Annotated in this window: 24 protein-coding genes; 8 read left to right on the top strand and 16 right to left on the bottom strand. The window is 44.0% G+C overall.

Annotation, left to right across the window (positions count from 1 at the left end; genetic code table 11):
* Window positions 1-66: 66 nt before the first annotated feature.
* Window positions 67-1,095 carry a serine/threonine-protein kinase gene (locus tag RMO79_RS20810; protein WP_310485181.1) on the bottom strand — a complete coding sequence of 343 codons (1,029 nt, stop codon included), beginning with the start codon at window positions 1,093-1,095 and terminating at the stop codon, window positions 67-69.
* 360 nt (window positions 1,096-1,455) lie between these two features.
* Here RMO79_RS20810 and surE point away from each other — a divergent pair, with 360 nt between their 5' ends.
* On the top strand, window positions 1,456-2,277 hold the full coding sequence (gene surE / locus RMO79_RS20805) for a 5'/3'-nucleotidase SurE (protein ID WP_310485180.1): 822 nt from the start codon (window positions 1,456-1,458) through the stop codon (window positions 2,275-2,277).
* A gap of 76 nt (window positions 2,278-2,353) precedes the next feature.
* Here the strand turns inward: surE and metK are convergent, their stop codons facing one another.
* Window positions 2,354-3,607 (bottom strand): methionine adenosyltransferase, encoded by a 1,254-nt coding sequence (gene metK / locus RMO79_RS20800; protein ID WP_310485179.1) that lies wholly within the window; start codon window positions 3,605-3,607, stop codon window positions 2,354-2,356.
* A gap of 159 nt (window positions 3,608-3,766) precedes the next feature.
* Here metK and RMO79_RS20795 point away from each other — a divergent pair, with 159 nt between their 5' ends.
* The gene (locus tag RMO79_RS20795; RefSeq protein ID WP_310485178.1) at window positions 3,767-4,492 is read left to right on the top strand and encodes a pyridoxine 5'-phosphate synthase; all 726 of its coding nucleotides are present in this window, start codon (window positions 3,767-3,769) and stop codon (window positions 4,490-4,492) included.
* A gap of 116 nt (window positions 4,493-4,608) precedes the next feature.
* Complete coding sequence (locus RMO79_RS20790) at window positions 4,609-4,935, top strand: MgPME-cyclase complex family protein (RefSeq protein ID WP_310485177.1); 327 nt, start codon at window positions 4,609-4,611, stop codon at window positions 4,933-4,935.
* 57 nt (window positions 4,936-4,992) lie between these two features.
* Here the strand turns inward: RMO79_RS20790 and RMO79_RS20785 are convergent, their stop codons facing one another.
* The 7 genes from RMO79_RS20785 to RMO79_RS20755 all read right to left on the bottom strand — a co-directional run bounded on the left by RMO79_RS20785 (window position 4,993) and on the right by RMO79_RS20755 (window position 13,238).
* Window positions 4,993-5,310 carry an SH3 domain-containing protein gene (locus RMO79_RS20785; RefSeq protein ID WP_310485176.1) on the bottom strand — a complete coding sequence of 106 codons (318 nt, stop codon included), beginning with the start codon at window positions 5,308-5,310 and terminating at the stop codon, window positions 4,993-4,995.
* Between the two features lie 50 nt (window positions 5,311-5,360).
* Window positions 5,361-6,215, bottom strand: a complete 855-nt coding sequence (locus RMO79_RS20780) for a hypothetical protein (protein WP_310485175.1) — start codon at window positions 6,213-6,215, stop codon at window positions 5,361-5,363.
* Between the two features lie 243 nt (window positions 6,216-6,458).
* Window positions 6,459-7,427 carry an arsenosugar biosynthesis arsenite methyltransferase ArsM gene (gene arsM / locus RMO79_RS20775; protein ID WP_310485174.1) on the bottom strand — a complete coding sequence of 323 codons (969 nt, stop codon included), beginning with the start codon at window positions 7,425-7,427 and terminating at the stop codon, window positions 6,459-6,461.
* 83 nt (window positions 7,428-7,510) lie between these two features.
* Window positions 7,511-9,967: a tetratricopeptide repeat protein gene (locus RMO79_RS20770; protein WP_310485173.1), complete on the bottom strand. Its 2,457-nt coding sequence runs from the start codon at window positions 9,965-9,967 to the stop codon at window positions 7,511-7,513.
* 67 nt (window positions 9,968-10,034) lie between these two features.
* The gene (locus RMO79_RS20765; RefSeq protein WP_310485172.1) at window positions 10,035-10,862 is read right to left on the bottom strand and encodes a serine protease; all 828 of its coding nucleotides are present in this window, start codon (window positions 10,860-10,862) and stop codon (window positions 10,035-10,037) included.
* A 234-nt stretch (window positions 10,863-11,096) separates the two neighbouring features.
* Window positions 11,097-12,074, bottom strand: a complete 978-nt coding sequence (locus tag RMO79_RS20760) for a hypothetical protein (RefSeq protein ID WP_310485171.1) — start codon at window positions 12,072-12,074, stop codon at window positions 11,097-11,099.
* Window positions 12,075-12,389: 315 nt separating this feature from the next.
* Window positions 12,390-13,238 (bottom strand): ATP-grasp domain-containing protein, encoded by an 849-nt coding sequence (locus tag RMO79_RS20755; protein WP_310485170.1) that lies wholly within the window; start codon window positions 13,236-13,238, stop codon window positions 12,390-12,392.
* Window positions 13,239-13,503: 265 nt separating this feature from the next.
* Between RMO79_RS20755 and RMO79_RS20750 the strand changes: the two genes are divergently transcribed.
* The 5 genes from RMO79_RS20750 to RMO79_RS20730 all read left to right on the top strand — a co-directional run bounded on the left by RMO79_RS20750 (window position 13,504) and on the right by RMO79_RS20730 (window position 17,577).
* Complete coding sequence (locus tag RMO79_RS20750; protein WP_310485169.1) at window positions 13,504-14,568, top strand: 30S ribosomal protein S1; 1,065 nt, start codon at window positions 13,504-13,506, stop codon at window positions 14,566-14,568.
* Window positions 14,569-14,775: 207 nt separating this feature from the next.
* Window positions 14,776-15,027, top strand: coding sequence for a 2TM domain-containing protein (locus RMO79_RS20745; RefSeq protein WP_295618721.1), 252 nt, complete (start codon window positions 14,776-14,778; stop codon window positions 15,025-15,027).
* Window positions 15,020-15,316, top strand: a complete 297-nt coding sequence (locus tag RMO79_RS20740) for a DUF3181 family protein (protein WP_310485168.1) — start codon at window positions 15,020-15,022, stop codon at window positions 15,314-15,316. Before RMO79_RS20745 ends, RMO79_RS20740 begins: the two co-directional genes overlap by 8 nt.
* 146 nt (window positions 15,317-15,462) lie before the next feature.
* Window positions 15,463-16,582, top strand: a protein-coding gene (gene prfB / locus RMO79_RS20735) for a peptide chain release factor 2 (RefSeq protein WP_310485167.1) whose coding sequence is annotated in 2 segments (ribosomal slippage) — window positions 15,463-15,540 and window positions 15,542-16,582 — 1,119 coding nt in all. Because the reading frame shifts where the segments join, the coding sequence is not laid out codon by codon here.
* Entirely contained in the window at window positions 16,579-17,577 is a 999-nt protein-coding gene (locus tag RMO79_RS20730; RefSeq protein WP_310485166.1) for a protein kinase domain-containing protein, read from the top strand. Before prfB ends, RMO79_RS20730 begins: the two co-directional genes overlap by 4 nt.
* Before the next feature lie 123 nt (window positions 17,578-17,700).
* On the opposite strand, the gene RMO79_RS20725 is transcribed toward RMO79_RS20730, so the two are convergent.
* The 7 genes from RMO79_RS20725 to RMO79_RS20695 form a co-directional block, all read right to left on the bottom strand.
* Window positions 17,701-18,231, bottom strand: coding sequence for a hypothetical protein (locus tag RMO79_RS20725; protein ID WP_310485165.1), 531 nt, complete (start codon window positions 18,229-18,231; stop codon window positions 17,701-17,703).
* Window positions 18,232-18,369: 138 nt separating this feature from the next.
* Entirely contained in the window at window positions 18,370-18,573 is a 204-nt protein-coding gene (locus tag RMO79_RS20720) for a hypothetical protein (RefSeq protein WP_310485164.1), read from the bottom strand.
* Window positions 18,574-18,660: 87 nt separating this feature from the next.
* Window positions 18,661-19,047, bottom strand: a complete 387-nt coding sequence (locus RMO79_RS20715; RefSeq protein ID WP_310485163.1) for a hypothetical protein — start codon at window positions 19,045-19,047, stop codon at window positions 18,661-18,663.
* Between the two features lie 88 nt (window positions 19,048-19,135).
* On the bottom strand, window positions 19,136-19,630 hold the full coding sequence (locus RMO79_RS20710; RefSeq protein WP_310485162.1) for a helix-turn-helix transcriptional regulator: 495 nt from the start codon (window positions 19,628-19,630) through the stop codon (window positions 19,136-19,138).
* Complete coding sequence (locus tag RMO79_RS20705; protein ID WP_310485161.1) at window positions 19,627-20,085, bottom strand: hypothetical protein; 459 nt, start codon at window positions 20,083-20,085, stop codon at window positions 19,627-19,629. The genes RMO79_RS20710 and RMO79_RS20705 overlap by 4 nt, the downstream gene beginning before the upstream one ends.
* Before the next feature lie 2 nt (window positions 20,086-20,087).
* Window positions 20,088-20,684 (bottom strand): hypothetical protein, encoded by a 597-nt coding sequence (locus RMO79_RS20700; RefSeq protein WP_310485160.1) that lies wholly within the window; start codon window positions 20,682-20,684, stop codon window positions 20,088-20,090.
* Entirely contained in the window at window positions 20,681-21,373 is a 693-nt protein-coding gene (locus RMO79_RS20695) for a restriction endonuclease subunit S (RefSeq protein ID WP_310485159.1), read from the bottom strand. The genes RMO79_RS20700 and RMO79_RS20695 overlap by 4 nt, the downstream gene beginning before the upstream one ends.
* Between the last annotated feature and the right edge of the window lie 21 nt (window positions 21,374-21,394).

Genomic DNA, 21,394 nt, shown 5'->3' with positions numbered 1-21,394 from the left:
ATCGAACGCGCACTGTGCTGTCGGTATTTGTCAGGATTTAGCACCATGAGATCGGTAGACTACCGATTACTCGATCCCCAATGCCCAATGGACGACAGCCGGGTAGTATCCGCGATTGCCGATCTGTTGGGTTTTGGAAACGGCGTGTTTTTGGTCTAAATAGGTACGTAGTTTGGCACGGATCGATCGATTGTCTAAATCTGTCAAAACTTGAGTAGCTGATTGATACCGATCTCCCAAGGGGATTTGGATAGTTTTGGAGATCGTTTCACGCAAGTCGAGCCTCAGATCTAATGAATCCCACCACATTAATTCGCAAGTGTAGGGATCGGTGGGAAATTGACTGGGATCTTTGCCTGTCAACAGATAAATGCAGGTCATACCAAGTGCGTAGAGGTCGCTAGCTGGCACCGCGCGGTTGGCTAATTGTTCGGGCGGCGCAAATCCTGGCGTACCGATCGACACGCTGCTGGTACGATCTCGCTTACGTTCGATATTGACAGGATCGATATCTTTAACCGCACCAAAATCGATTAAGACAAAGCGGCGATCGGTTTGGGATCGGATAATATTCTGGGGTTTAATGTCGCAGTGAATTAAATCGTGGGCATGAATATATTCCAGCAGCCGCAACATTTTGATTAAAAATTCTTCGACTTCTACTTCAGTAAATTTGTCCTGGTTCTCGATGATTTCCGTCAATACGCTCCCTGGAATGTATTCCTCAACTAAATATAAGTCGTCCTCACTTTGTACGTAATCGATTAGTGATGGAATTTGGGCGTGACTGCCGAGCCGACTCAGGCTCAGGGCTTCGAGCTTCGTTTGGGCAATCGCGATTTGAGTTAATTTAGGATCGGTAAATCTGGTGGCGAGTTGCTTGATTACACACGCTGGTTGTCCTGGTAAATAGACATTCTGTGCCAACCAGGTCATGCCAAAATTGCTTTTATGCAAGATCGATCGCCTTAAATATCGACCTGCTAAAATCTCGCTGTCGATCGTCGATTCATCTTTGTTCGATTGCCATTGCAATTTGTCTCGATCGAAGTTAGCTAGCATTGCAGACTTACTAATTACCGCATCTATCATCATAAACTCGATCGGCAAATTACCGATACAATTGAAATAGGATATATTTCAATATCATACTGGCTACACTCTCAGGAGCGGTCAGCCAATTCAAGTATCTTTTTCAGATCGATCGAGCGTCGTTAATTAGCGATCGAGATCGTTATCCGATCGGTTTTATAGCCGATTTCGATGTCGATCGATCGCCACGGTGAGATCGAGTATTTGACGTTTGACTAAGCCTTATGGCTGAACTACAAAACTATCTCTAGCAACTTACGTTAACTAACCGCAGGTTTTTACCAAGTATTCAGCGGTGAAGCCGATCGAGATGTGGCGTGGATGTGCTAAAAAGACATCAGCACCCATCTCGCATAGATCCGCATGAAATTATTAATCAGTAACGATGATGGGATCTTCGCTTTAGGCATTAAGACATTAGCAGATACACTCGCACTCGCCGGACATGAAGTAATTGTAGTCTGTCCCGATCGCGAGCGATCTGCTACCGGACACGGTTTGACGCTGCACGATCCGATTCGAGCCGAAGCAGTAACTGGAATTTTTCATCATACCGTGAAGGCTTGGTCTTGTTCGGGTACTCCCGCCGATTGCGTCAAATTAGCTCTCGGAGCCTTGCTCGACAGTTTCCCCGATTTCGTCCTCTCTGGCATCAATCACGGTGCGAACTTAGGAACTGACGTTTTGTACTCTGGCACGGTGTCTGCGGCGATGGAAGGGACGATCGAGGGTATTCCGAGCATCGCCTTCAGCCTGACTAGTTTCAGTTGTAAAGAATTTCAACCCGCAGCGGATTTTGCCAGAGATTTAGTCGCACACTTAGCAGATCGACCATTAACCGAAGCGTTATTATTAAACGTGAATATTCCCCCCGTACCAGCGGCGGAAATTGCGGGCGTTAAAATTACCCGACAGGGAATCAGACGCTATTTCGATACATTTCAAAAGCGCGTCGATCCGCGCGGGAAGACTTATTACTGGTTATCTGGGGAAGTCTTGCAAGATGTTGAGCAACCCGAACATTTGCATCTCCCGCCAGAAATTGAAACCGACGTGCGATCGATTAAAGATAACTATATTACGATCGTGCCACTCCAGTTTAATATGACTTCTACGGCTGGAGTTTTCGATCTCCAAAATTGTGGCATTGAGGATTTACAGTCATTCAAATCTCAATCGGAATAATCTACAAATAATGGGTAGGGGTAATTCATGAATTACCCCTACCCATTATTTATAGATTTAATAGAGATAATGCTAACTATGCAGTCGCTAAAAACTTCGCCGCCGCCGCTTTGAGCGTAGCGGCTTTGTCGGTTTTCTCCCAAGGTAAATCTAAGTCATCGCGACCAAAATGACCGTAGGCGGCAACATCTTGATAAAAACGACCGTTGCGTTCTTTTGGTAAATTCCGCAGGTTGAAGGTGGCGAGAATTCCCTCTGGACGCAATTCAAACTGCTCTTCGATCAGTTCAAAAAGTTGGTCGTCGCTAATGATGCCAGTGCCGAAAGTTTCAACTAAAATACTCACGGGAGCGGCAACGCCGATCGCATAGCTGAGTTGAACTTCACACTTAGCAGCTAAGCCAGCCGCAACAATATTTTTGGCGACGTGACGGCAAGCATAAGCCGCAGATCGATCGACTTTGGTGGGATCTTTACCGGAGAAAGCACCGCCACCATGACGAGAATAACCGCCGTAGGTATCGACAATAATTTTACGTCCGGTTAAACCAGCATCGCCTTGAGGGCCGCCAATTACAAATTTACCAGTCGGGTTGACGAGGAAATGTGTTTTGTCGTCAGGTTTAACATCTAAGTCGGCGAATACGGGTAGGACTACAGATGTCCAAAGATCGGCTTTGATTTTGGCTTGTACGCCAGCATCATCGGTAATATTACCGATGGCTGCATCGTGTTGAGTCGAAATTAAGATGGTATCGATACCGACAGGTACGCCATTCTTGTATTCGACGGTAATTTGGGTTTTGCCATCAGGACGCAGATAGGGCAAATCGCCAGTCTTACGAACGGCCGCTAGGCGACGCGCGACGCGGTGAGACAAACTAATCGGTAATGGCATTAGTTCGGGTGTTTCGTTACAAGCATACCCGAACATAATTCCTTGATCGCCAGCACCAGTTTGGTCGAAAATATCGGTGCAATCGTCGCGATTTTCTTTGGCTGTATTAACACCTTGAGCGATGTCTGGCGATTGTTGATCCAAGGCAATCAGCACCGAAGCACTGCTGGCAGAAAAGCCATTATCGGCATTGGTGTAGCCAATTTCAGCGATCTTCGCACGAGCTAAATCGATGTAGTTGACAGTCGCTTTGGTCGTAATTTCACCAGTGATCAGGACGAGTCCGGTATTGACTACGACTTCTGCTGCAACCCGGCTGTAAGGATCTTGAGCGAGCAATGCATCCAAAATTGTATCAGAGATCTGATCGCAGATTTTGTCAGGGTGACCTTCCGTCACGGATTCCGAAGTAAAAAGATATCTACGAGACAAGAAACAGTCCTCCTTCTGGTACTGGCTAATGTTAGCCTATATATTTACACAATACTCACAAATTAATCCAGAATTTTACCATTCTGTAACTCGATGTGCTAGTACGAGGTGCTAGCTAATCTTAAATTTATACCAAAATCGTATGGGGAGAATGGAAAATTGCTAACGCTTGGGGTAAATATCGACCATGTGGCGACGATTCGGCAAGCTCGTCGCACTGTTGAGCCAGATCCGATCGCTGCTGCGGTATTGGCTGAATTAGCTGGTGCCGATGGAATTACAGCGCATTTACGCGAAGATCGCCGCCACATGCAGGATCGGGATATTCGACTGTTGCGCGAAACCGTCCGCACGCGCCTGAATTTAGAAATGGCAGCGACGGCGGAGATGGTACAAATTGCGCTAGAGGTAAAACCCGACTACGTAACGCTCGTACCGGAAAAACGGGAAGAGGTAACGACGGAGGGCGGATTAGATATTGCCGGACAACTCGATCGGCTCAAAGCGGTAGTAGATAAGTTACAATCGGCATCGATTCCAGTGAGCCTATTTATCGACCCAGAACCTGCCCAAATTGCCGCATCAGCCCAGGTAAATGCTAAATTTATCGAATTACACACCGGACGCTATGCCGAGGCTAAAGAGCCAATTTTGGTGCAGCAGGAGCTAGCTAGTTTGGCTCAAGGCTGCAAACTGGCGATCGCCGCTGGATTGCGGGTGAATGCCGGACACGGACTAACTTATTGGAATGTCCGCCCGATCGCGTGCCTGCCCGGTATGGAAGAATTGAATATCGGTCATAGTATCATCAGTCGATCGGTACTCGTCGGGATCGATCGCGCCATCCGCGAAATGAAAGCCGCCATGTTAGGCGTTAATTACTAGAGATGGGAGATGGGAGATGGGAGAAGAGAAAAACGATCGAGCTTATTTCCTTTCCCCTTTCCCCTAAAACCTAAAACCTAAAACCTAAGACCTAAAACCTAAAACCTAAAACCTATATGCAAACTTATTACTACTTAGTCGCCAGTCAAAGATTTTTGAGAGAAGAAGAAGATCTCGATGAGGTGTTTGCCGAGCGAGTCCGTAATTATCAAGAACAACAAAAAGAAATTGACTTCTGGTTTGTCGATCGACCTGCTTTTTTGGATGCACCAGAATTAGCTAGTGTCAAAGCCAAAATTCCGCAGCCAGCTACGGCAATTATTTCGACTAACAAACAATTTATTACGTGGTTTAAACTGCGATTGGAATTTGTTGCGACAGGTGAATTTCAAGCACCGTCGGCAACTATTTCCGATCCAATTACCTCTCTAGCAATTGTTTGATTTATAGTCTTAAATCGAAATAGTCCCGAATTCTCTAGAGAATTCGGGACTATTTAATTAACTACATAAAAAGTCACCTCTAACCCAGCCGACTGCCCCGTAGAAATTAACTTTTTGCCAAGTGTAATTATCGACTGTTCTAGAAACTCCAATTAAAACAACTGGCTTACCAGATGGAATTTTTCTCAATACTTTAAATTGCTGACCGGGGCGACTGCGAAGATTAATTGTATCGCCATCACGGCTACAACTATAAGCTGTATTGACACTACCATAATTGCCAGGGCCAGATTGAGCGAACCCAGGGGTGGCGGTGACAGATAATCCGGTTAGCATTGCTAACAACATTGTTCGAGCGATGATTTGAGTTTTCATTGTTTACGCCTATTTAATTGATTATGGATTATGGATCCGCACTCATTTATCTATCGATCGATTTGGACTTCCAAAGAGCGAGGACGATATTTGAGGACGAAATTTTTGACTTGGTAGTAATGCTGTTTGCTTGTTAGCCCGATGCAACCTGATGTACCATCTTCTTTGGCATCTTTCTCGAAACTAGGATCCCAATGAATGCCGAGTGCCGTTCTTCTCATGCGTCGATCGAAACCTGGCTTGGGAAAAATCGGCACCATTGTCCCACCTACTTCCGCAATAGTGCCTTTCACCACTCTAGCGGCGATGGCATACGAGCCATCGGGTAAAGGAGCTTCGGTATTACTTTTGTAACGATTTTTAGATTGAGTAAATCCTCTACCAGTGACAGCATCGAATTGGAAAATATAATTGGCTGTGCGATCGCGATAAGCAGTTAATTTATAAACTGGGTTATTAAATTTATTTAAAGCTCGATCGGAATCTTGACTCAAGATCAGGCAAGGAAACGATCGACAAGCAGCGGATGGGAGATTTGAGTTGGGAGTTAGATCGCTGGTGGGTTGTTTGGTAAGTCGATCGACTGGCGGAGTATCTGAGTTAGAATTAGCGACTTGCTGTTTGGCTGCTAGTGGAATCGCGTTGAGGGGATTGACATAAGGTACTTCAACCAGAGCCGCAGGTTTTGCTGTAACGACTTGCGGGGCTGGTGATATTGTTGGCGAAGATGTAATAATTGGTGTCGATCGCGGGATATCGTTTGGGGTGGCTGTTGCTGTTAAAGTCTCTTGAGGCGGCACACTTTGAGAATCTAATTTAGACTGAGAATTAGCATTACAACTACATATTGACAGCGCAAGCGCGCCCCAGCAGATCGATTGAGTGGCAATTAAAACCTTATGCATATATTTCTACTTGAAAGAGGCTGTGTAGTAAGTACTTACACTAGCTATCGTTGCTAAATAAGCTACAGTGTTTACCAGGATTTTCCGCAAACTTAGCCGACTGAGATCGGAAAAAATCGAGTCGAGCTATCGAGTGGCGTTATCTCCTTAATTCAAGAGTGCCCAAGCTAGAACCGGATAGTTTCATCCAAATCGCCGATCTAATTTTGATAGTGCTCTTAAAGTTAGGTTCCCATCTCTACCCTAACAACACCCATCACCCTGATAGTGCCAAGTCGAAGGAGTGACTATGCATTCATCTGGTAATAAAGCTAACAGCTTTGCGGCTGTTTTATCGCAGACTGCCGCAGGGATGCCGCGTGGTAAAATATGCCCAGCTCGGTCGTCGAACACGTTTTCCTTACCTGCATAAATAGCCGTCTTCCCGGTAAAAATACACGCGCCATCTTCAGGCATCGGTACCTTAAATGCCACCGAATCGAGACTTTCTAATAACAAATGCTCGTCGAGCTGATAGGTAGGTGCATCTAATAAGCGATAGGGACGGCGCGCGCGAATTTCGATTTGTCCGAAACCATTGGCGATAATTCGCTGGGTGTACTCGTTGTAAGTCATCGCGCCAGACAAACACATCGCTCGCAAGCGTTCGTCTTGCTGTAAGTGTAACGGGATCTGACGGGTAGCGATCGGATCGCTCATTTGCAGTCTACCACCCGGTTTCAGTACACGATAAGCTTCGGCTAAGGCTCGATCGAGATCCGCAGGTTCAAAGATATTAAACAGGCAATTCTGAGCGACGACATCCACCGAAGCATCGGGTACTGGTAATTCAAACGCATCGCCCGATCGAATTTCCACAAAATTCAGATCGAACCACTGGTTAGACTCAACGGCTAATTTGAGATTGTGCGCCGCCGCATCGCGCATATCAGCCACGGGATCGATCGCGATGACCCCCGCCTTCCGCCGACTAAAATAAGCGAACTGGAGAGCCTCTAAACCGCCACCTACGCCCACATACAACACCGTTGGCTCGTTTATCAGCTCCGATGGATGGACTGTGCTACCGCAGCCATAGTTCATCTCTTGCATGATGTCGGGAATGTGCAATCCTGGCAATTGCAGCGGACTACTCTGCACGCAGCACAAGCCAATTTCTGGCGTTTGGGCAACTTCACTGTAAAACGCGGCAGCAGTTTCTAAATAACCCATAGAGATAAGTAATTGCGACTGTTAATATACAAAGATCGATCGAAAATAGACTGCGCGGTTAATGCAATGTCACTTTACCGAGCCTACTTTTTTCTTAATTGTTGGAGTTTGGCTTGAACGAGTTGATATTTGGCGGTGGATTTATACTCAAGATAGAGTTTGCTAGCGCGTTCTAAATCGCCGATTGCACCTTCGAGATTACCACGATCGGCTTTGATTAGCCCTTGATAGTACCATGCTTTGGGTAGCTCGGCATCGAGTTTCAGGGCGCGATCGAGTGTTTCGGTAGCACTAGCATTTTTGGTGAGATATTGGGCTGCACCCAGATTGGCAAGTGCATTTGCCTGGAGGTTAGAGTAATTGCTCGGATCTTTGGCGATGAGGGTGAGGCTCTGTTGGAGGGGTTTGATGGCTAAATCGGCGCGTTCGATTTCCAGATAAGCAGAGCCTTGGAAGATATATGAAAGAGGATCGTTAGGTGTCAACGCAATTGCCCGATCCAAATCGGTAATTGTCGATCGATATTGTTTGAGATTGTAGTAGACATTACCCCTAGAAGCATAATAGTTGCTGACTTTAGGATTGAGTTTAATTGCTTGGGTATAGTCGGCAATTGCTAGCTCGTACTGACGATCGAGATTATATATTTCTGCCCGCGCGATCGAGTACGATTCTAAATCGTTTTGCAGCTCGGATTTACTTTTAACGATTTCGATCGCCTTGGTAAAACTGGTAATTGCTTGCGGATATTGTTTGAGTTTGCGATAGACATTACCTTGCAAATTATAAACATCAGCAGATTTTGGGGCTAATTTCAGCGCGCGATCGAGATCTGCTAAAGCTAATTGTTGGCGATCGGTACGGTTGTAAATAAAGGCTCTATTGAAGTAAGTCTGATAATTATTCGGATCGAGCGCGCTCGATTTTTCTAAATCTGCTAATGCTGGCACATACCTATTTTTGATCGAATGAAACAGACTGCGGCTGATATAATAGTCCGCCAATCGTTCTTTAGGAGTGGTATATCGACGATCTGCATTGCGATCGTCGCTGGCTTTACCGCTCTCGGCGAGGCTAATTGCGGCAGAGATATCGGCAATTGCGCCCGGATCGTCTTTAAGTTTGAAAAATTTAGTCGTCGCTCGCGTACTGAAAAAATAGCTGCGATTTGGATCGATAGAGATCGCTTTATCGAGTTCGGCGATTGCTTGAGAATATTGCTGGCGATTATTATGGATAAAATATTTTTGCAACCGATATTCGACAAAATTCGGTTTAATGGCGATTGCGCGATCCCAATCTAATAGCGATTTATCGTAGTTGCCTATTGATGAATGAATAATGGCACGTTGAGCGTAAAAAGTATCTGAATTGGACGTAAATTCAATCGCTCGATCGATTCTTTCTAATGCTTTAGGATATTCGCCCAATTTATTATAAATATCCGCAGATCCAGCCAATGCAAATTGCGCGCCCAAATCTTGGGGTTCTAATTGTGCCGATTTTTCATAGTCGGCGAGGACTAAATTATACTCATTGCGAAATCGTTGATAGACAGTCGAGTCAAAAATATTGCCAGTGTCGGTATTCCCTGTCTTCAATTCGCGCGCGACTAAAGTCAACAATTTGCGATTGATACCAGTCAATCGCGTACCGCCGCGTAGGGTATAAACTTCCGATCGATTGGAATCGAGTTGAATCGCGCGATCGTAATCGCGAATCGCACCAGCATAGTCGCCCTGCTCGTATTTTACTCGCGCATTGACGATCGCATCATCGATCGGTGTCGATCTAACGATTGGTGCTGAGGGGAAGCCTGCTAATCGCAGATTTTTAGCTTGGCGCAGCAGAATATTAGTCCCGATTCCCAGATTAAAACCCGTTTTTACCCTACCCTGACGACTGCCACTTTCTTCCAAAAAGCGCGAATCGACATCACCCATGCCATGAATCGCTACTACTTCACCGCGATCGTTCCAGACTGGTCCACCACTTTGTCCGGGCAGTGTCTCATTACTATACACCATCGAGTAACCGTAAGCATTCACAGGTTGAGAGCTATTTGCAGCGACTTTCCCCGCCAGAAAACTATAAATCGCTTGCTTGGCATTTGTACCTAAGGGATAACCGGAAACATATACCGCCATTCCTTCGACAATTTCATCGGAGTTGCGCGCCAATTTAGCCACGGGATAGTTATTATTGCTGGTAAATTTAACGATCGCCAGATCGACATCTTTACTTGCTAACCGCACATCTTTAATGACGATCGGACTACCATTAGCCGCCATCGCTGTCAATTTAGGATATATTTTCCCTTTTTTTGCAACTACATGTTTGGCAGTTAGTAATGTATAAATATTCCCTTGTTTTTGAATAATTACCCCCGAACCATAAGTATCTACCGAGCTAATAATTCTCACGGTTGATTGTCGGGCAATTTTAGCGATCGCCGCCTTGCTTGTTGGTGCGGATACGGCAACTTGACAGGGAATAAGTGCAGCACTCAAACAGACTAATGGTAACAGATATTTGGACATATATCGATGGTGATTGATGAATACTTAAACTACTAGTTACCGATCGGTTATTCCGGAAAATTAATACTTATAACCCCTGAAAATTAGGGTCTTCAGCTAATAACTTCCTCACGGTATCGATCGAAATCCCTTTCCGCTTGGCTTTGATTTGGCGAATAGCTGGATTGATGGGTGAAGTCACCACCTCATTACTAAGATCGCCATCGCTATGAATGCCAATTGCTTCACCGCGATCGTTCCATACCGCTCCGCCGCCTTGTCCGAGTAAAGTGGCATTATTATATACGAGCGAATAGCCAGTATTATCGATCGGTTGAGATGAGTTAGTTATTAATTTACCAACAGTGATATTAAACAATGCTTTATCAGGATCGATCGTGGTTGAATTAGAGTAACCATAGCCAGAGACATATACTGTTGCACCCGGTTTGAGCGTATCGATTTGCTTACTCAAAATAGCGACGCGATAGGTACGCCCCGAACTAAATTGGAACATGGCTAAATCGAGATTTTTACCCAGAAATTTTACGCCAGTAACCGATCGAACGCGATTATCTACTGAAGTAGCGAAGTATCTAGTTTGAGGGTTGGCTTTAAAGTTAGCTGCCGATGTGACTACGGTATAAACATTGTTATTTCGATACACGATCGTGCCCGAAAACACCACTGATGGGGCAGTAATCTTAACTGTTGATTCTTTGGCTAGTTTAGAAATTTCCGTGTCAGAAATGGCGACTGGTGGTGCAGCGATCGCCGAAACAGATCCACACGATAACACGATCGCCACTAATAATCCTCTACCGATCTGGACTAGACTTTGATGATGCTTTAGTAAATTATTTGGTACGGCTAGGCAATATTTAGTGTATGCCCACATCCAATTTTGTCTACCCATACCCGAACATCGATCTATCTCTTGCATATAGTTTGAAAACAATTATTATCGATAGAGTTATTTTAGTATACAAATTGCCAATCTTTGAAGTTTTAGCATTTTTTCTAGATCGGTATTTTCACTGCCAAGCAAAATCTGAGTTGGAGTAAGCTTTTACGTTCGAGAAGTATAAAGATATTTTTGGATTTCTATTGAGTGACGCGGCACAATCGTTTACCTGTCTTATAATTTATTTCAAGACACGGAACGTAACTTTTCAAAAGCGCGATCGAGATGTTCTACAAAACTTTCGATATTAACTACTTTCATCTGAAACAATGCAGATAGCTCCTGTGCTGATGTTTCCGAAATATCAGTTAAAATCATGAAAGTATGTTCTCGATCTAAGCCTAAAACCGAAGATATCTTGGCATATTTTTCTAGATACCTTTGATAATTACCCGTCTTTGCTTCAAACCAAAAGATATGATTGCCAATTTTGAAAATAGCATCTAATTCAAAGTCGTCGCCGTTTGGTAAAATAATTTGTGGGTTTAACAAGTACGAGTATTGCAATTCTAAATGTGTTTTGCGGATGGCTTCGATCGTCCGATCTTTCACAAATCTTTCCAGCCATTGCCCCGAAAAAAAACTGAGAGCTTTAGGATTGCGACTGGGTTTGGCAGACAGAATAAAATGTGGAGATTTTTGGTAGCGATATTCTTCTAAAAAGGTCAGATCGTGCAGTCTCGTTGCCAGTTGACAGATATTAGCAATCTGTTCTTGGGGTAAATTTTTAAGGTTAATCGTAAAAGAGTAACCCCGATCCATATTCGATTTAATCCGCGCGTATAACTTCTCGATCGAACTATAGCGATTACCCATAAACATCGCCAGTCGATCGAGAATATCGTCGCATTCTTGTCTCGGTGGAATACTCTTGATTTGGATGCCTCTGGTTTTTAAAAATTCTTGGAGCGCGGTACTATCTACTTCAACAACACTCGCCTTGATAATCTGTCCCGCAGCAAGTTTACCACTGTGAATAATTGGCTCTAATTTAACATTAGGTGCGCGATCGACAGCCGGATCGCTGCGATCTGGCTCGACTTGATATCGTTCGATAACTCGCTCTAGCTTGGCGATTTTGCGGTGATAGCGGCGGTTTAAGAATAGATAACTGGCAATAGCACCAACTATCATGCCGATCGATAGCGCAATTAGAATATTCACTATGGTTATTAGAAATGGTAGTTCGAGCTAAAGAACGGAAATTTTGAGTAGTTTTCAGCAGCGGCAGCTCGATCGAGTATTTTCATACTAATGTAATTGCATCAAAACCACAAATCTCGCATCTGGAGAAGTCTGATGCTGTAGCCTCGATCGATTCTAACCGTAGTCAGTCTCGATATTACGAATATTCTAGACTATTCTCCCAACTTTCCCGTCACAATCGATGCAAATTGGGGTATGACTGACTGGTTGAGTAATCTCTAAATTTAATCTAAGTGAGAATATGCGGCTAATTTAACATCCGTTATCGCGAGATTAAGGAGATCGATCGGATTCTAGATCGACAATATTTTGCCATAAGCTAAAGGGCGAAACAGCAGCATAGCCACTTTCTTGAGCATCGTTACATTCGATCGCGATCCATTCTCCATCGATTGTTTGAGCGATATCGATAACTACAAATGGTAAATTCAAGCGTAATGCCGCTGATTGAGCGATCGCGAGTCCAGCTATTTCTTCTTCACGATTCCAGTTATAATCGGTAGACCAATATTGCCCCGCCCCGACGCATTTACCCCGCCACCAAAAGGTGCGAAACTCAAACGATGCGGGAATTTTTTCGGTAGCTCTAGATGGTACCGAGCGCAGTTTGGCAAATTCTCGACATACTAAATCTTGCCATTGTAAAATCGGATCTTCGGCGTAGATATTAATGGCGCGATCGTATTCTTGGGCCGAATGGATAATCGACAGTGCGGCCCGATGGCGGCTGGTTTGACGACTACCTTTGAGAAATAAGGGCAATCCTAAAGTTTGGGAGATCGATTCAAAACTCGGCGGTGTCGAGAACCACTGACTTTCGGGTGTCAAGCCTGCAAGTAAGGGATACCAAACGGGTAACTCACTCGCGCACAAATGTTGCGCTGGCGAGTTAATTAAATAGATGCCTTCTGCGGCTAGCTGGGCGTACAGCTCATCATAATTCGATACCGCTCCAAATCGCCCGATCGCGAGAATTTGCTCTGGACGTTGCCAGGGATGCCGACACGCAAAAAACTGAGTCAAATTGAAGTCGTAACTAGATAAGCCAACTTCCCTAACTAACACCCATACAGTATCTTCCAGTAAGATGAGGTCTAGATTCGATCGATCTACATACGGCATTTGGATTCAAGATCGGAGATTTTACGGTTGTCATTTCACAAAAATAGCCAATTTAGCGATCTCAACAGGCTGCCAGATCGCCCTGCGTTGTGCTAAAATACGATGTTTGGACTCTAAATATCAACTCGATCGAATTTCACAAGATAGATCGAGATATGTAGGTGTAAGCGAAACATTAGTAAGCTGATTTAATTTAGTCAACGTGCGCGTGCATCCACAGGAGGCAAAGTAGCTACGAACGAGAAAACCTTAGGATAATTATTGCATGGTCAGTCAGAAAACAACCTCTACAGATATCGGCTTCACCCTCGACGATTTCGCAGCCCTCCTCGACAAATACGATTACCACTTTAGCCCTGGCGATGTCGTTGCTGGTACCGTATTCAGTCTGGAGCCAAGGGGTGCTCTGATTGACATTGGCGCGAAAACAGCCGCCTACATCCCGATTCAGGAGATGTCTATCAATCGTGTAGATCAACCTGAAGAAGTACTACAGTCTAACGAAACCCGCGAATTTTTCATCCTCACTGATGAGAACGAAGATGGGCAGCTTACCCTCTCCATCCGCCGGATCGAGTACATGCGGGCGTGGGAGCGCGTGCGCCAACTCCAAGCCGAAGATGCGACAGTTCGCTCTCAAGTATTTGCCACCAACCGTGGTGGTGCGTTAGTCCGCATTGAAGGCTTACGCGGCTTTATCCCCGGTTCGCACATCAGCACCCGCAAAGCTAAAGAAGAATTAGTCAACGAAGAACTCCCCTTGAAGTTCCTCGAAGTAGACGAAGATCGCAACCGTTTGGTACTCAGCCACCGTCGCGCATTGGTCGAACGGAAGATGAATCGCCTCGAAGTCGGCGAAGTTGTGATCGGTTCGGTACGCGGCATCAAACCTTACGGTGCGTTTATCGACATCGGTGGTGTCAGCGGATTGCTCCACATTTCCGAGATTTCTCACGATCACATCGATACACCACACAGCGTGTTTGGTGTCAACGATGAAGTCAAAGTAATGATCATCGATCTTGATGCCGAGCGCGGACGGATCTCGCTCTCTACCAAGCAATTGGAACCAGAACCGGGCGACATGATCAAAAATCGCGAGCGCGTCTATGAAATGGCTGACGAAATGGCAGCTAAATATCGCGAGATGTTACTAGCTAAAGCTTCCGGTCAACCCTTAGAATCGATCGAGATTCCAGTTGCAACTGTAGCTGTTGACGATTTAGCCGAAGAAGAAATTCCATCAGCGATGGAAGAAGCTGAAATCCCAGCAGAACCAACAGTAGCAGAAACTCCAGCCGCTACCGCTGAAGAAACTGTTGAAGCCTAAACCCATTTCGATCCCTAGTGATTAGAATAATAATAAAGAGGGCTAGTCCCTCTTTTTATTATTCCCTGTATTGCCAACAATAAACAAAGGCTTGACCCTAAAGCCCTGCTTGGTGAAACACTCTGGCGAGAGGGAACCTCCGCGCGTTGGCGTAGCCTCTCCAACGGAGATTCCGATCCGCAAAACCTAAAATCTAAAACCTAAACTATGCCTCCCAAATGGCCGCGCGAACCCGATCGAAATGACCCTGAATTTCGTAGACTAGATGACAGAATGACCTTTGCCTTTCATGTCGCTCTATTTTCTGCCTCAAACTCTGGACTGTGGTTTTTTAAGATTTTCCAGAGAGCTGATTGGAGCTGGGCTGTCTCGGTAACTGGAATCTGGGCGGCGATCTTGTTTGCACACGCTTTGTACATTTTCACCATTGCCAATTACTCCCCTAATACCGATGGCTAACAATCAACAAATCGAAGATCTCGCAGCAGAAATCGGCGATAAAGTCTACATCGATGTTGCCAAATGGCACCTTTACCTGAAAGATGCCAAACTGCACACCACCCTCGCCGAGCAAGTATTTCCCTGCTTAAATAACGGTTTAAACGGCGAAAAACTCACCGAAATATTGACGAATATTTCGATCGATCTCGGCGGCGGCAGACAAAAAACCTCCCTGCTCAACCTCATCCCCGTCACCGCTCAAGCCCGACTCATGGATGTCCTCCAAGACTACGAGCGAGAAATGTAGATAGAGGTCAGAATCTCTAGCTGTTGGGTTTCGCTATCGCTCTGCTTGGTGCGCTTCCATGGTCGGGAAACCCGACCGGATCGCATCCGCTACCCAACCTACAAAAGATCCTACCTAAAGCCTAAAACCTAAAGCCTAAAGCCTAAATGACGATCGACCTAGTAGACATCAAACGCGATATTAACACGCTGACCGATCGCCTGGGCAAGACCCAGGAGTATCTTTGACGTTCCCGCACTGACAGCCAAAATTCAAGACTTAGAAAAAGTCGCCGCCCAGCCAGAGTTTTGGGCAAACCAAAATGTGGCTCAAGCTGCCATGCAAGAACTTAATGATTACAAGTCGCACTTAGCGCAATTTCAAAACTGGCAAAGCAGCGTAGCCGATGCCCAAACCGCCCTAGAACTGCTAGAACTAGAGCCAGACGAAGCTTTAGGACAAGAAGCCAAACAGAACCTTTCCCAGGTCGGTATAGAACTCGATCGCTGGGAATTAGAACAGTTATTATCAGGGACATATGATGCGAAGGGGGCAGTTCTTACAATCAATGCCGGGGCTGGGGGTACGGATGCCCAGGATTGGGCTGAGATGCTCTTGCGGATGTACACCCGTTGGGCAGAGGATCGTAAATTTAAAGTCCAGCTTGCCGAAATCTCCGAAGGAGAAGAAGCCGGATTAAAATCTGCCACCCTGGAAATTGAAGGTAAGTATGCCTACGGTTATCTTCGCAGCGAAAAAGGCACCCATCGTCTGGTCAGAATCTCGCCTTTCAATGCCAACGACAAACGGCAAACGAGTTTTGCAGGCGTAGAAGTAATGCCCCTAATCGATAATTCTGTACAACTCGATATCCCCGATACCGATTTGGAAATCACCACCACCCGCGCGGGCGGTAAGGGCGGGCAAAATGTGAATAAAGTGGAAACAGCCGTGCGGATCGTTCACAAGCCCACAGGGGTCGCCGTGCGTTGTACGCAAGAGCGCAGCCAGCTTCAAAATAAGGAGAAAGCTCTAGTAATTCTCAAAGCGAAATTACTAATTATCGCCCAAGAGCAAAAAACCAAAGAAATCGCTGAAATTCGCGGCGATATGGTTGAAGCTGCTTGGGGTCAGCAAATTCGTAACTATGTGTTTCATCCATATCAAATGGTGAAAGATCTCCGCACGAGTGTGGAAACAACTGCTGTTGGCGATGTAATGAATGGCGAAATTGATGAATTTATCGAAGCTTATTTACGTCAGGAAAATCAGATGGTGAGCGAGTGAATATTTTATCTAGAAGGTTCGATCGGATCTTCTGGATTTTCGATGCGAATATATATTATGGCAGCAAGGTATTTACGATCGTGTTTTTCAAGAGAATTTTTGCTTCAAAACAGCTAGATGAAAAAGAGGAATCGGGAGCGATAAGTCTAGAAGCTATAAATCGATCGAACTTGGGTCAGATATTTAACAATCGCTATCGATTAGAACAGGTGTTGAGCGATAGCAGTTATTTGGCAATAGATATCAAGAGAGAACGATGCGTAGTTATCAAACATATCCAATTCAAAACTAATAGATCGGTATATTTGAATGAGATTACCAACTTTATTGGACTGGAAACAGCAAGATTGGTTAAATTAACTGACTCCTGCGACCTCATACCGGAACTAATAGATTATGTTAAGGCAGGTAGCAATTTTTATTTAATTTCCGAGTATATAGAAGGGAAGACGATCTCTGAAGAACTAGCCAATTTTCAACCATCCGAACTTGATATCGCGAAGTTAATAAAAGAGATATTGACGGAATTGCAATTATTACACGATCGCAATATCATCCATAAATCGATCGAGGCAAATCAGATTATTCGCAGAGATAGCGATTTTAAATTAATGTTTATCTACTATGGCAACATTGATGAAAAATGCTATCGTACCATGTATGATGAATGCGCTGATAGTATCCCTAAAAAATCACATGTGTCTGGTGTGCCTTGTTCGACTCCGCGCACTTGGTCTTCAGAATTCTTAGCAGGCAATCCGCAGTTTAGTAGCGATATTTATGCAACTGGATTAATGGGAATTCAACTATCGATCGGTATTTCTTTACGTGACATACCGATGAACCCAGCAACTGGAAAGTATTTATGGGAAAATTATTGTCAATTTAGCGATCGATTGGTAAGTATTTTAAACAGAATGGTAGAAGATTCTCTAAGAATTCGATACAAGACTATTCCTGAAGTTTTAGACGATCTCGATCTGTTTATAGAATGAAAAATCGATAACTATTAGTAGACTTTCTACCGATCGTTTGAACCACACGAATGTAAAATCAAAGCTCGTCAAGTATCGCTCGGCGAATGGGTTGGGTTTCCGATCGATACAACCACAATAGATTTATCTTGGTTCTAGATTACTTAAAGTTTGTCTCAGTAATCCAATTAGTGCCTGAAGCAAAAATGTTAAGAATAGCCAAGCTATACCAGAGTAGAGAAGCGGACTGAAAAACTTACCAATAAAAGGTAAGAGCGAAGGAAAAAAGCCAACGATAATTGGAAGTATTACTGTGGAAAGATATACTGGATATGTGAAAATTAAAAAATCGCCGCCTTTGGATATCCCATTCTCATACACAAACTTTGATGAAGCTCCTAAAAAAGTGAGAAACTTTTCACTAATAACCTCACCGTTTGACGATCTCACAATTACGAATTCGGGAGAAAATAAAAAAGCATCTCCAAAATGTCTGGGAGCAAATTTTCCAAACTCGATCGAACTATATGCTTTAGATTCAAATATTTGACAATTACTATCTCGATCGGCATTAAATTTTATTACCAGCTTGAAAATTATTCCAGAAATGATGCCAATTAGTAACTCCCCGATCGCAAACTTGGCAATTAATAGCAAATCGAAATCATCGAACATATCTAGAATCTCTCAAAAGTATAGTGTCTATACTTAGACTTCCCGATCTAAACTCATTTTTAACGTTTGAACCAAAATACAAATTGTCGATCTAACACCGAACATTAATGGGGTGTTGGTTGAAATCGATAAAAGAGGCTAGAAATTCAAATTTCGATCGCCAGGTAAGTCAAAATTTAACTTTGGGCCGATTGGAACTATTTTACTCGGATTTAGTTCTGGTAAACCAGCATAGTAAAGTTGCTTAACATGGTCGATACTGCAAACCGATCGCGCAGTGTACCGTCTAAATCGAACAGAACTGCTTTCAACATAGATATTTTCTAATGAATATTTAGCCATTTGACGACCTCCTTAGCTTCAGGCTCATAAACTGCTAATTTGAGTTGATGTTGTTGAATTGTGGCTTGAACGAATGGATTTTTGGATTTAGCCATCGATCGTTATTTTAGTTGGCTCGGCATCGTGCAATCCTGGAATAACTAGCCATAACCATCTTCGGCACTTAAATAGACGCAGTGGTAAAAGCTCTTCTGGAAAATTTTGTCGATCGTGTCCTTGCCAATGTCCCAAATTAGCAAGTTGCTGTTTGGCACAGGGAGGACATAGATCTCCTGGATTGCCTTTATCGAGACTATAGTTGGAGTCTGTTCGATCGAGAGAAATGGGATCGGGCAATCGTCCATTTTGAGAATAGGGGCATGGTTGCCCGTCTAGTTCACCTGAGATTGTGCCGGAGCAAATTAGATTATCAGGATAAATTTTGCCATCTGGTGAGAGGAAAAGAGCTTTTGGAAGAGTATTTACATTGCTCATAGAGGATACCAATAAAAGGTCTATTTCAGGAGTACATCCGAACTCTCTGAATATTATGAACGCTCAACGGACATTAGTCAAGATATTTCTATAGTTCTTCTGAGACTGGGGCTTGGAAGTCAGATTGTTTGGCAATGAGTTCCAGAAATTTTGTTGTGGATCGATCGGGATCGTATGCGCCATTTTCCCATTCGCTGACAGTTTGTCTGCGAACGCCGATTTCCTGTGAAAATTTAGCTTGGGTTAAGCCCATGTGTTTGCGAAGTGCTTTAATAGCATCTTGTTGCCAAAGCATTTCGCCGTCTTTGCGTTGGATATTATACTGTGCCCGAAATTTGTGGAAGGTGACAGATTGTTGGGCTAGATCGACTGATTTAATATGGTAGCTGGCATTAATCCAAGCTCCAGCTTGTAGGGCACTGGCACTGTCTCGATTGCTCCACCAGTTTTTCTTGCTGAATGCGGAGCTAGGTAGAGAACAACCCAGCAAAGTTTCAATTTCAGCAAATAATAGTGTAATTTCTTCTCGATCGCATTGCTGTAAATGTTGAAACAATGGATAGTATTTACTGCCAAGTTTCATAGAGATCCAAAGTAAAAGGTATCAGTGTTGGGATCGATCGCAAAGCGGATTCTTTCTAAAAATCCCGATAGCCCAATAAAGCAGGGGAAATTATCCCATGCAAATTCAGAATCAGGAACGAATGTTGTCGCATCAACGGTGAGATTTTGTCCTCGATCGGCTACCAGTGTAATATTTAATCGAATTAAACTTCCTTCCAGTTTTATACCTCGAACCAACATCGAGATTCTTTCGATCGCTAACTCTGAACTAAATCCGATCGCTTTAGCAATTGTAGGATCGAGAATCGGATAAGGTGCACCTGTATCCAAAACAGCCAGAACTTCAACAGATTTTTCGATCTCCAGGAGGATCGGTAATTTGATCCGGTTAGTTGTTTCATTTTCTGTAGCGGGTGCATAAATATATTGAATGGCTCCAACTGCAAAGGTTTCACCGTCTGAAAATTGGAGCATTATTAGTAAACCGCTGTCAGAAGGACATGTTGAATCGAGTCCAGTTTCTGGAGCAGTTCATTTGCTGACGGTGCTTCGGCTAAGAGATGCCCTTCTTGTAATGCCACCCACTTCCCCCGATATTGGAGACGATGATCTTTAAGCCACTGTCGATTTGCTGGGAAATCCGATATTTCTCGTGGTTTTGTAGTGGTTATTTTCGATCGATACAGAAAGTTATAGACTAATCGGATCGAGGGAAAGACTGTTTTAGCGGGTTCAAAAAACAGTCCTTCAATCGGAATCTCTATCGGAGTTGGGGAATCCAGATCGAAGGTAACTTCAACCGGAGAGTTATTTATTGATGACCAGTAGATCGAAAGTGATAATTCCAGATCTTCCTGCAAAATAGCCGACAATTCCCATTGGTCTTCGATCGGATTCCAGCGAAAATGGCTGTCATCTTCATCTGAATCTAAATATTGGGCATTTAGTTCTGATAAAAATTTCAATAAGATCGATTTTAATTCAGACTGAGATCCATCAAATAAGACTTTGTAACGAGCGCGATAAGGTAAATCAGTTTTGCCATTTTCTGGTACATCTGCAAATAGATTCATGCTGCTTCCTCCTTTAACACGCGATCGAACATCTGACGAGCTTCAGCTTGAAGATTAGCACCCTGTTTCGATAGCTGGATTGCTTTTTGCTGAAGGTTTTGCACGTATAATACAATCTGGTGCTGTTTATCTAGCGATGGATATACAACTGGAAGTTCTAATAATGAACTAAGGTTAGTTGTGCGAATAACGGAACCAGTCATCTGAGATTCCACTAAGTTTCTTCCGAGATTAGAATTGAGATAATAAGCTAGATAAGCAGGATCGATGTTAGATTTTAGTCGCAGACGAGCTAAATTATTAGTAATATTAGCAGGTCGATCTTCTGTATAAACAGCCGCGATTGTTTGTTGTGATGGTGCAACTAAGCTGATGATAACATCACCAGCTTGAAGCTGTGTTTGTGGGAGTTTATTATGATCTGCTGGGGTAATATAAGCAACCTCAGAAAGATCGAGACCAATTGGAGTCAAATTTATAGGCCGAATCAGCAGAACGCCATCAGTCTCTCCAATGCTTTTCTGGATAAATCCTCGTTTGGCATTATCAACAAAATCCTGCAACTTAATTACTGGAAACTGACTTTGTGCCAAATCTGCCTCTAATCGTTGCACTGCCTGAGAGTATGGCTGAAAATGCCATACTCCTTTTTTGCGAATTTCACTAATTGGAACGAGTCGAGTTTCCATAACTACTTATCGATTTGAAAA

The sequence above is a fragment of the Chamaesiphon sp. VAR_48_metabat_403 genome (assembly GCF_031422475.1).
GTDB lineage: Bacteria > Cyanobacteriota > Cyanobacteriia > Cyanobacteriales > Chamaesiphonaceae > Chamaesiphon.
This window is presented reverse-complemented; position numbering and strand designations above follow the sequence as displayed.

What these genes read in the sequence shown, in the direction of transcription:
- RMO79_RS20745 (WP_295618721.1), top strand. Translation starts at nt 14,776, where the DNA reads ATGCCTCCCAAATGGCCGCGCGAACCCGATCGAAATGACCCTGAATTT.
- RMO79_RS20695 (WP_310485159.1), bottom strand. Translation starts at nt 21,373, where the DNA reads ATGGAAACTCGACTCGTTCCAATTAGTGAAATTCGCAAAAAAGGAGTA.
- surE (WP_310485180.1), top strand. Translation starts at nt 1,456, where the DNA reads ATGAAATTATTAATCAGTAACGATGATGGGATCTTCGCTTTAGGCATT.
- RMO79_RS20770 (WP_310485173.1), bottom strand. Translation starts at nt 9,967, where the DNA reads ATGTCCAAATATCTGTTACCATTAGTCTGTTTGAGTGCTGCACTTATT.
- RMO79_RS20710 (WP_310485162.1), bottom strand. Translation starts at nt 19,630, where the DNA reads ATGAAACTTGGCAGTAAATACTATCCATTGTTTCAACATTTACAGCAA.
- RMO79_RS20810 (WP_310485181.1), bottom strand. Translation starts at nt 1,095, where the DNA reads ATGATGATAGATGCGGTAATTAGTAAGTCTGCAATGCTAGCTAACTTC.
- RMO79_RS20750 (WP_310485169.1), top strand. Translation starts at nt 13,504, where the DNA reads ATGGTCAGTCAGAAAACAACCTCTACAGATATCGGCTTCACCCTCGAC.
- RMO79_RS20705 (WP_310485161.1), bottom strand. Translation starts at nt 20,085, where the DNA reads ATGCTCCAATTTTCAGACGGTGAAACCTTTGCAGTTGGAGCCATTCAA.
- RMO79_RS20785 (WP_310485176.1), bottom strand. Translation starts at nt 5,310, where the DNA reads ATGAAAACTCAAATCATCGCTCGAACAATGTTGTTAGCAATGCTAACC.
- RMO79_RS20790 (WP_310485177.1), top strand. Translation starts at nt 4,609, where the DNA reads ATGCAAACTTATTACTACTTAGTCGCCAGTCAAAGATTTTTGAGAGAA.
- RMO79_RS20715 (WP_310485163.1), bottom strand. Translation starts at nt 19,047, where the DNA reads ATGAGCAATGTAAATACTCTTCCAAAAGCTCTTTTCCTCTCACCAGAT.
- RMO79_RS20755 (WP_310485170.1), bottom strand. Translation starts at nt 13,238, where the DNA reads ATGCCGTATGTAGATCGATCGAATCTAGACCTCATCTTACTGGAAGAT.
- RMO79_RS20700 (WP_310485160.1), bottom strand. Translation starts at nt 20,684, where the DNA reads ATGAATCTATTTGCAGATGTACCAGAAAATGGCAAAACTGATTTACCT.
- RMO79_RS20720 (WP_310485164.1), bottom strand. Translation starts at nt 18,573, where the DNA reads ATGGCTAAATATTCATTAGAAAATATCTATGTTGAAAGCAGTTCTGTT.
- RMO79_RS20780 (WP_310485175.1), bottom strand. Translation starts at nt 6,215, where the DNA reads ATGCATAAGGTTTTAATTGCCACTCAATCGATCTGCTGGGGCGCGCTT.
- arsM (WP_310485174.1), bottom strand. Translation starts at nt 7,427, where the DNA reads ATGGGTTATTTAGAAACTGCTGCCGCGTTTTACAGTGAAGTTGCCCAA.
- RMO79_RS20740 (WP_310485168.1), top strand. Translation starts at nt 15,020, where the DNA reads ATGGCTAACAATCAACAAATCGAAGATCTCGCAGCAGAAATCGGCGAT.
- RMO79_RS20725 (WP_310485165.1), bottom strand. Translation starts at nt 18,231, where the DNA reads ATGTTCGATGATTTCGATTTGCTATTAATTGCCAAGTTTGCGATCGGG.
- RMO79_RS20765 (WP_310485172.1), bottom strand. Translation starts at nt 10,862, where the DNA reads ATGGGTAGACAAAATTGGATGTGGGCATACACTAAATATTGCCTAGCC.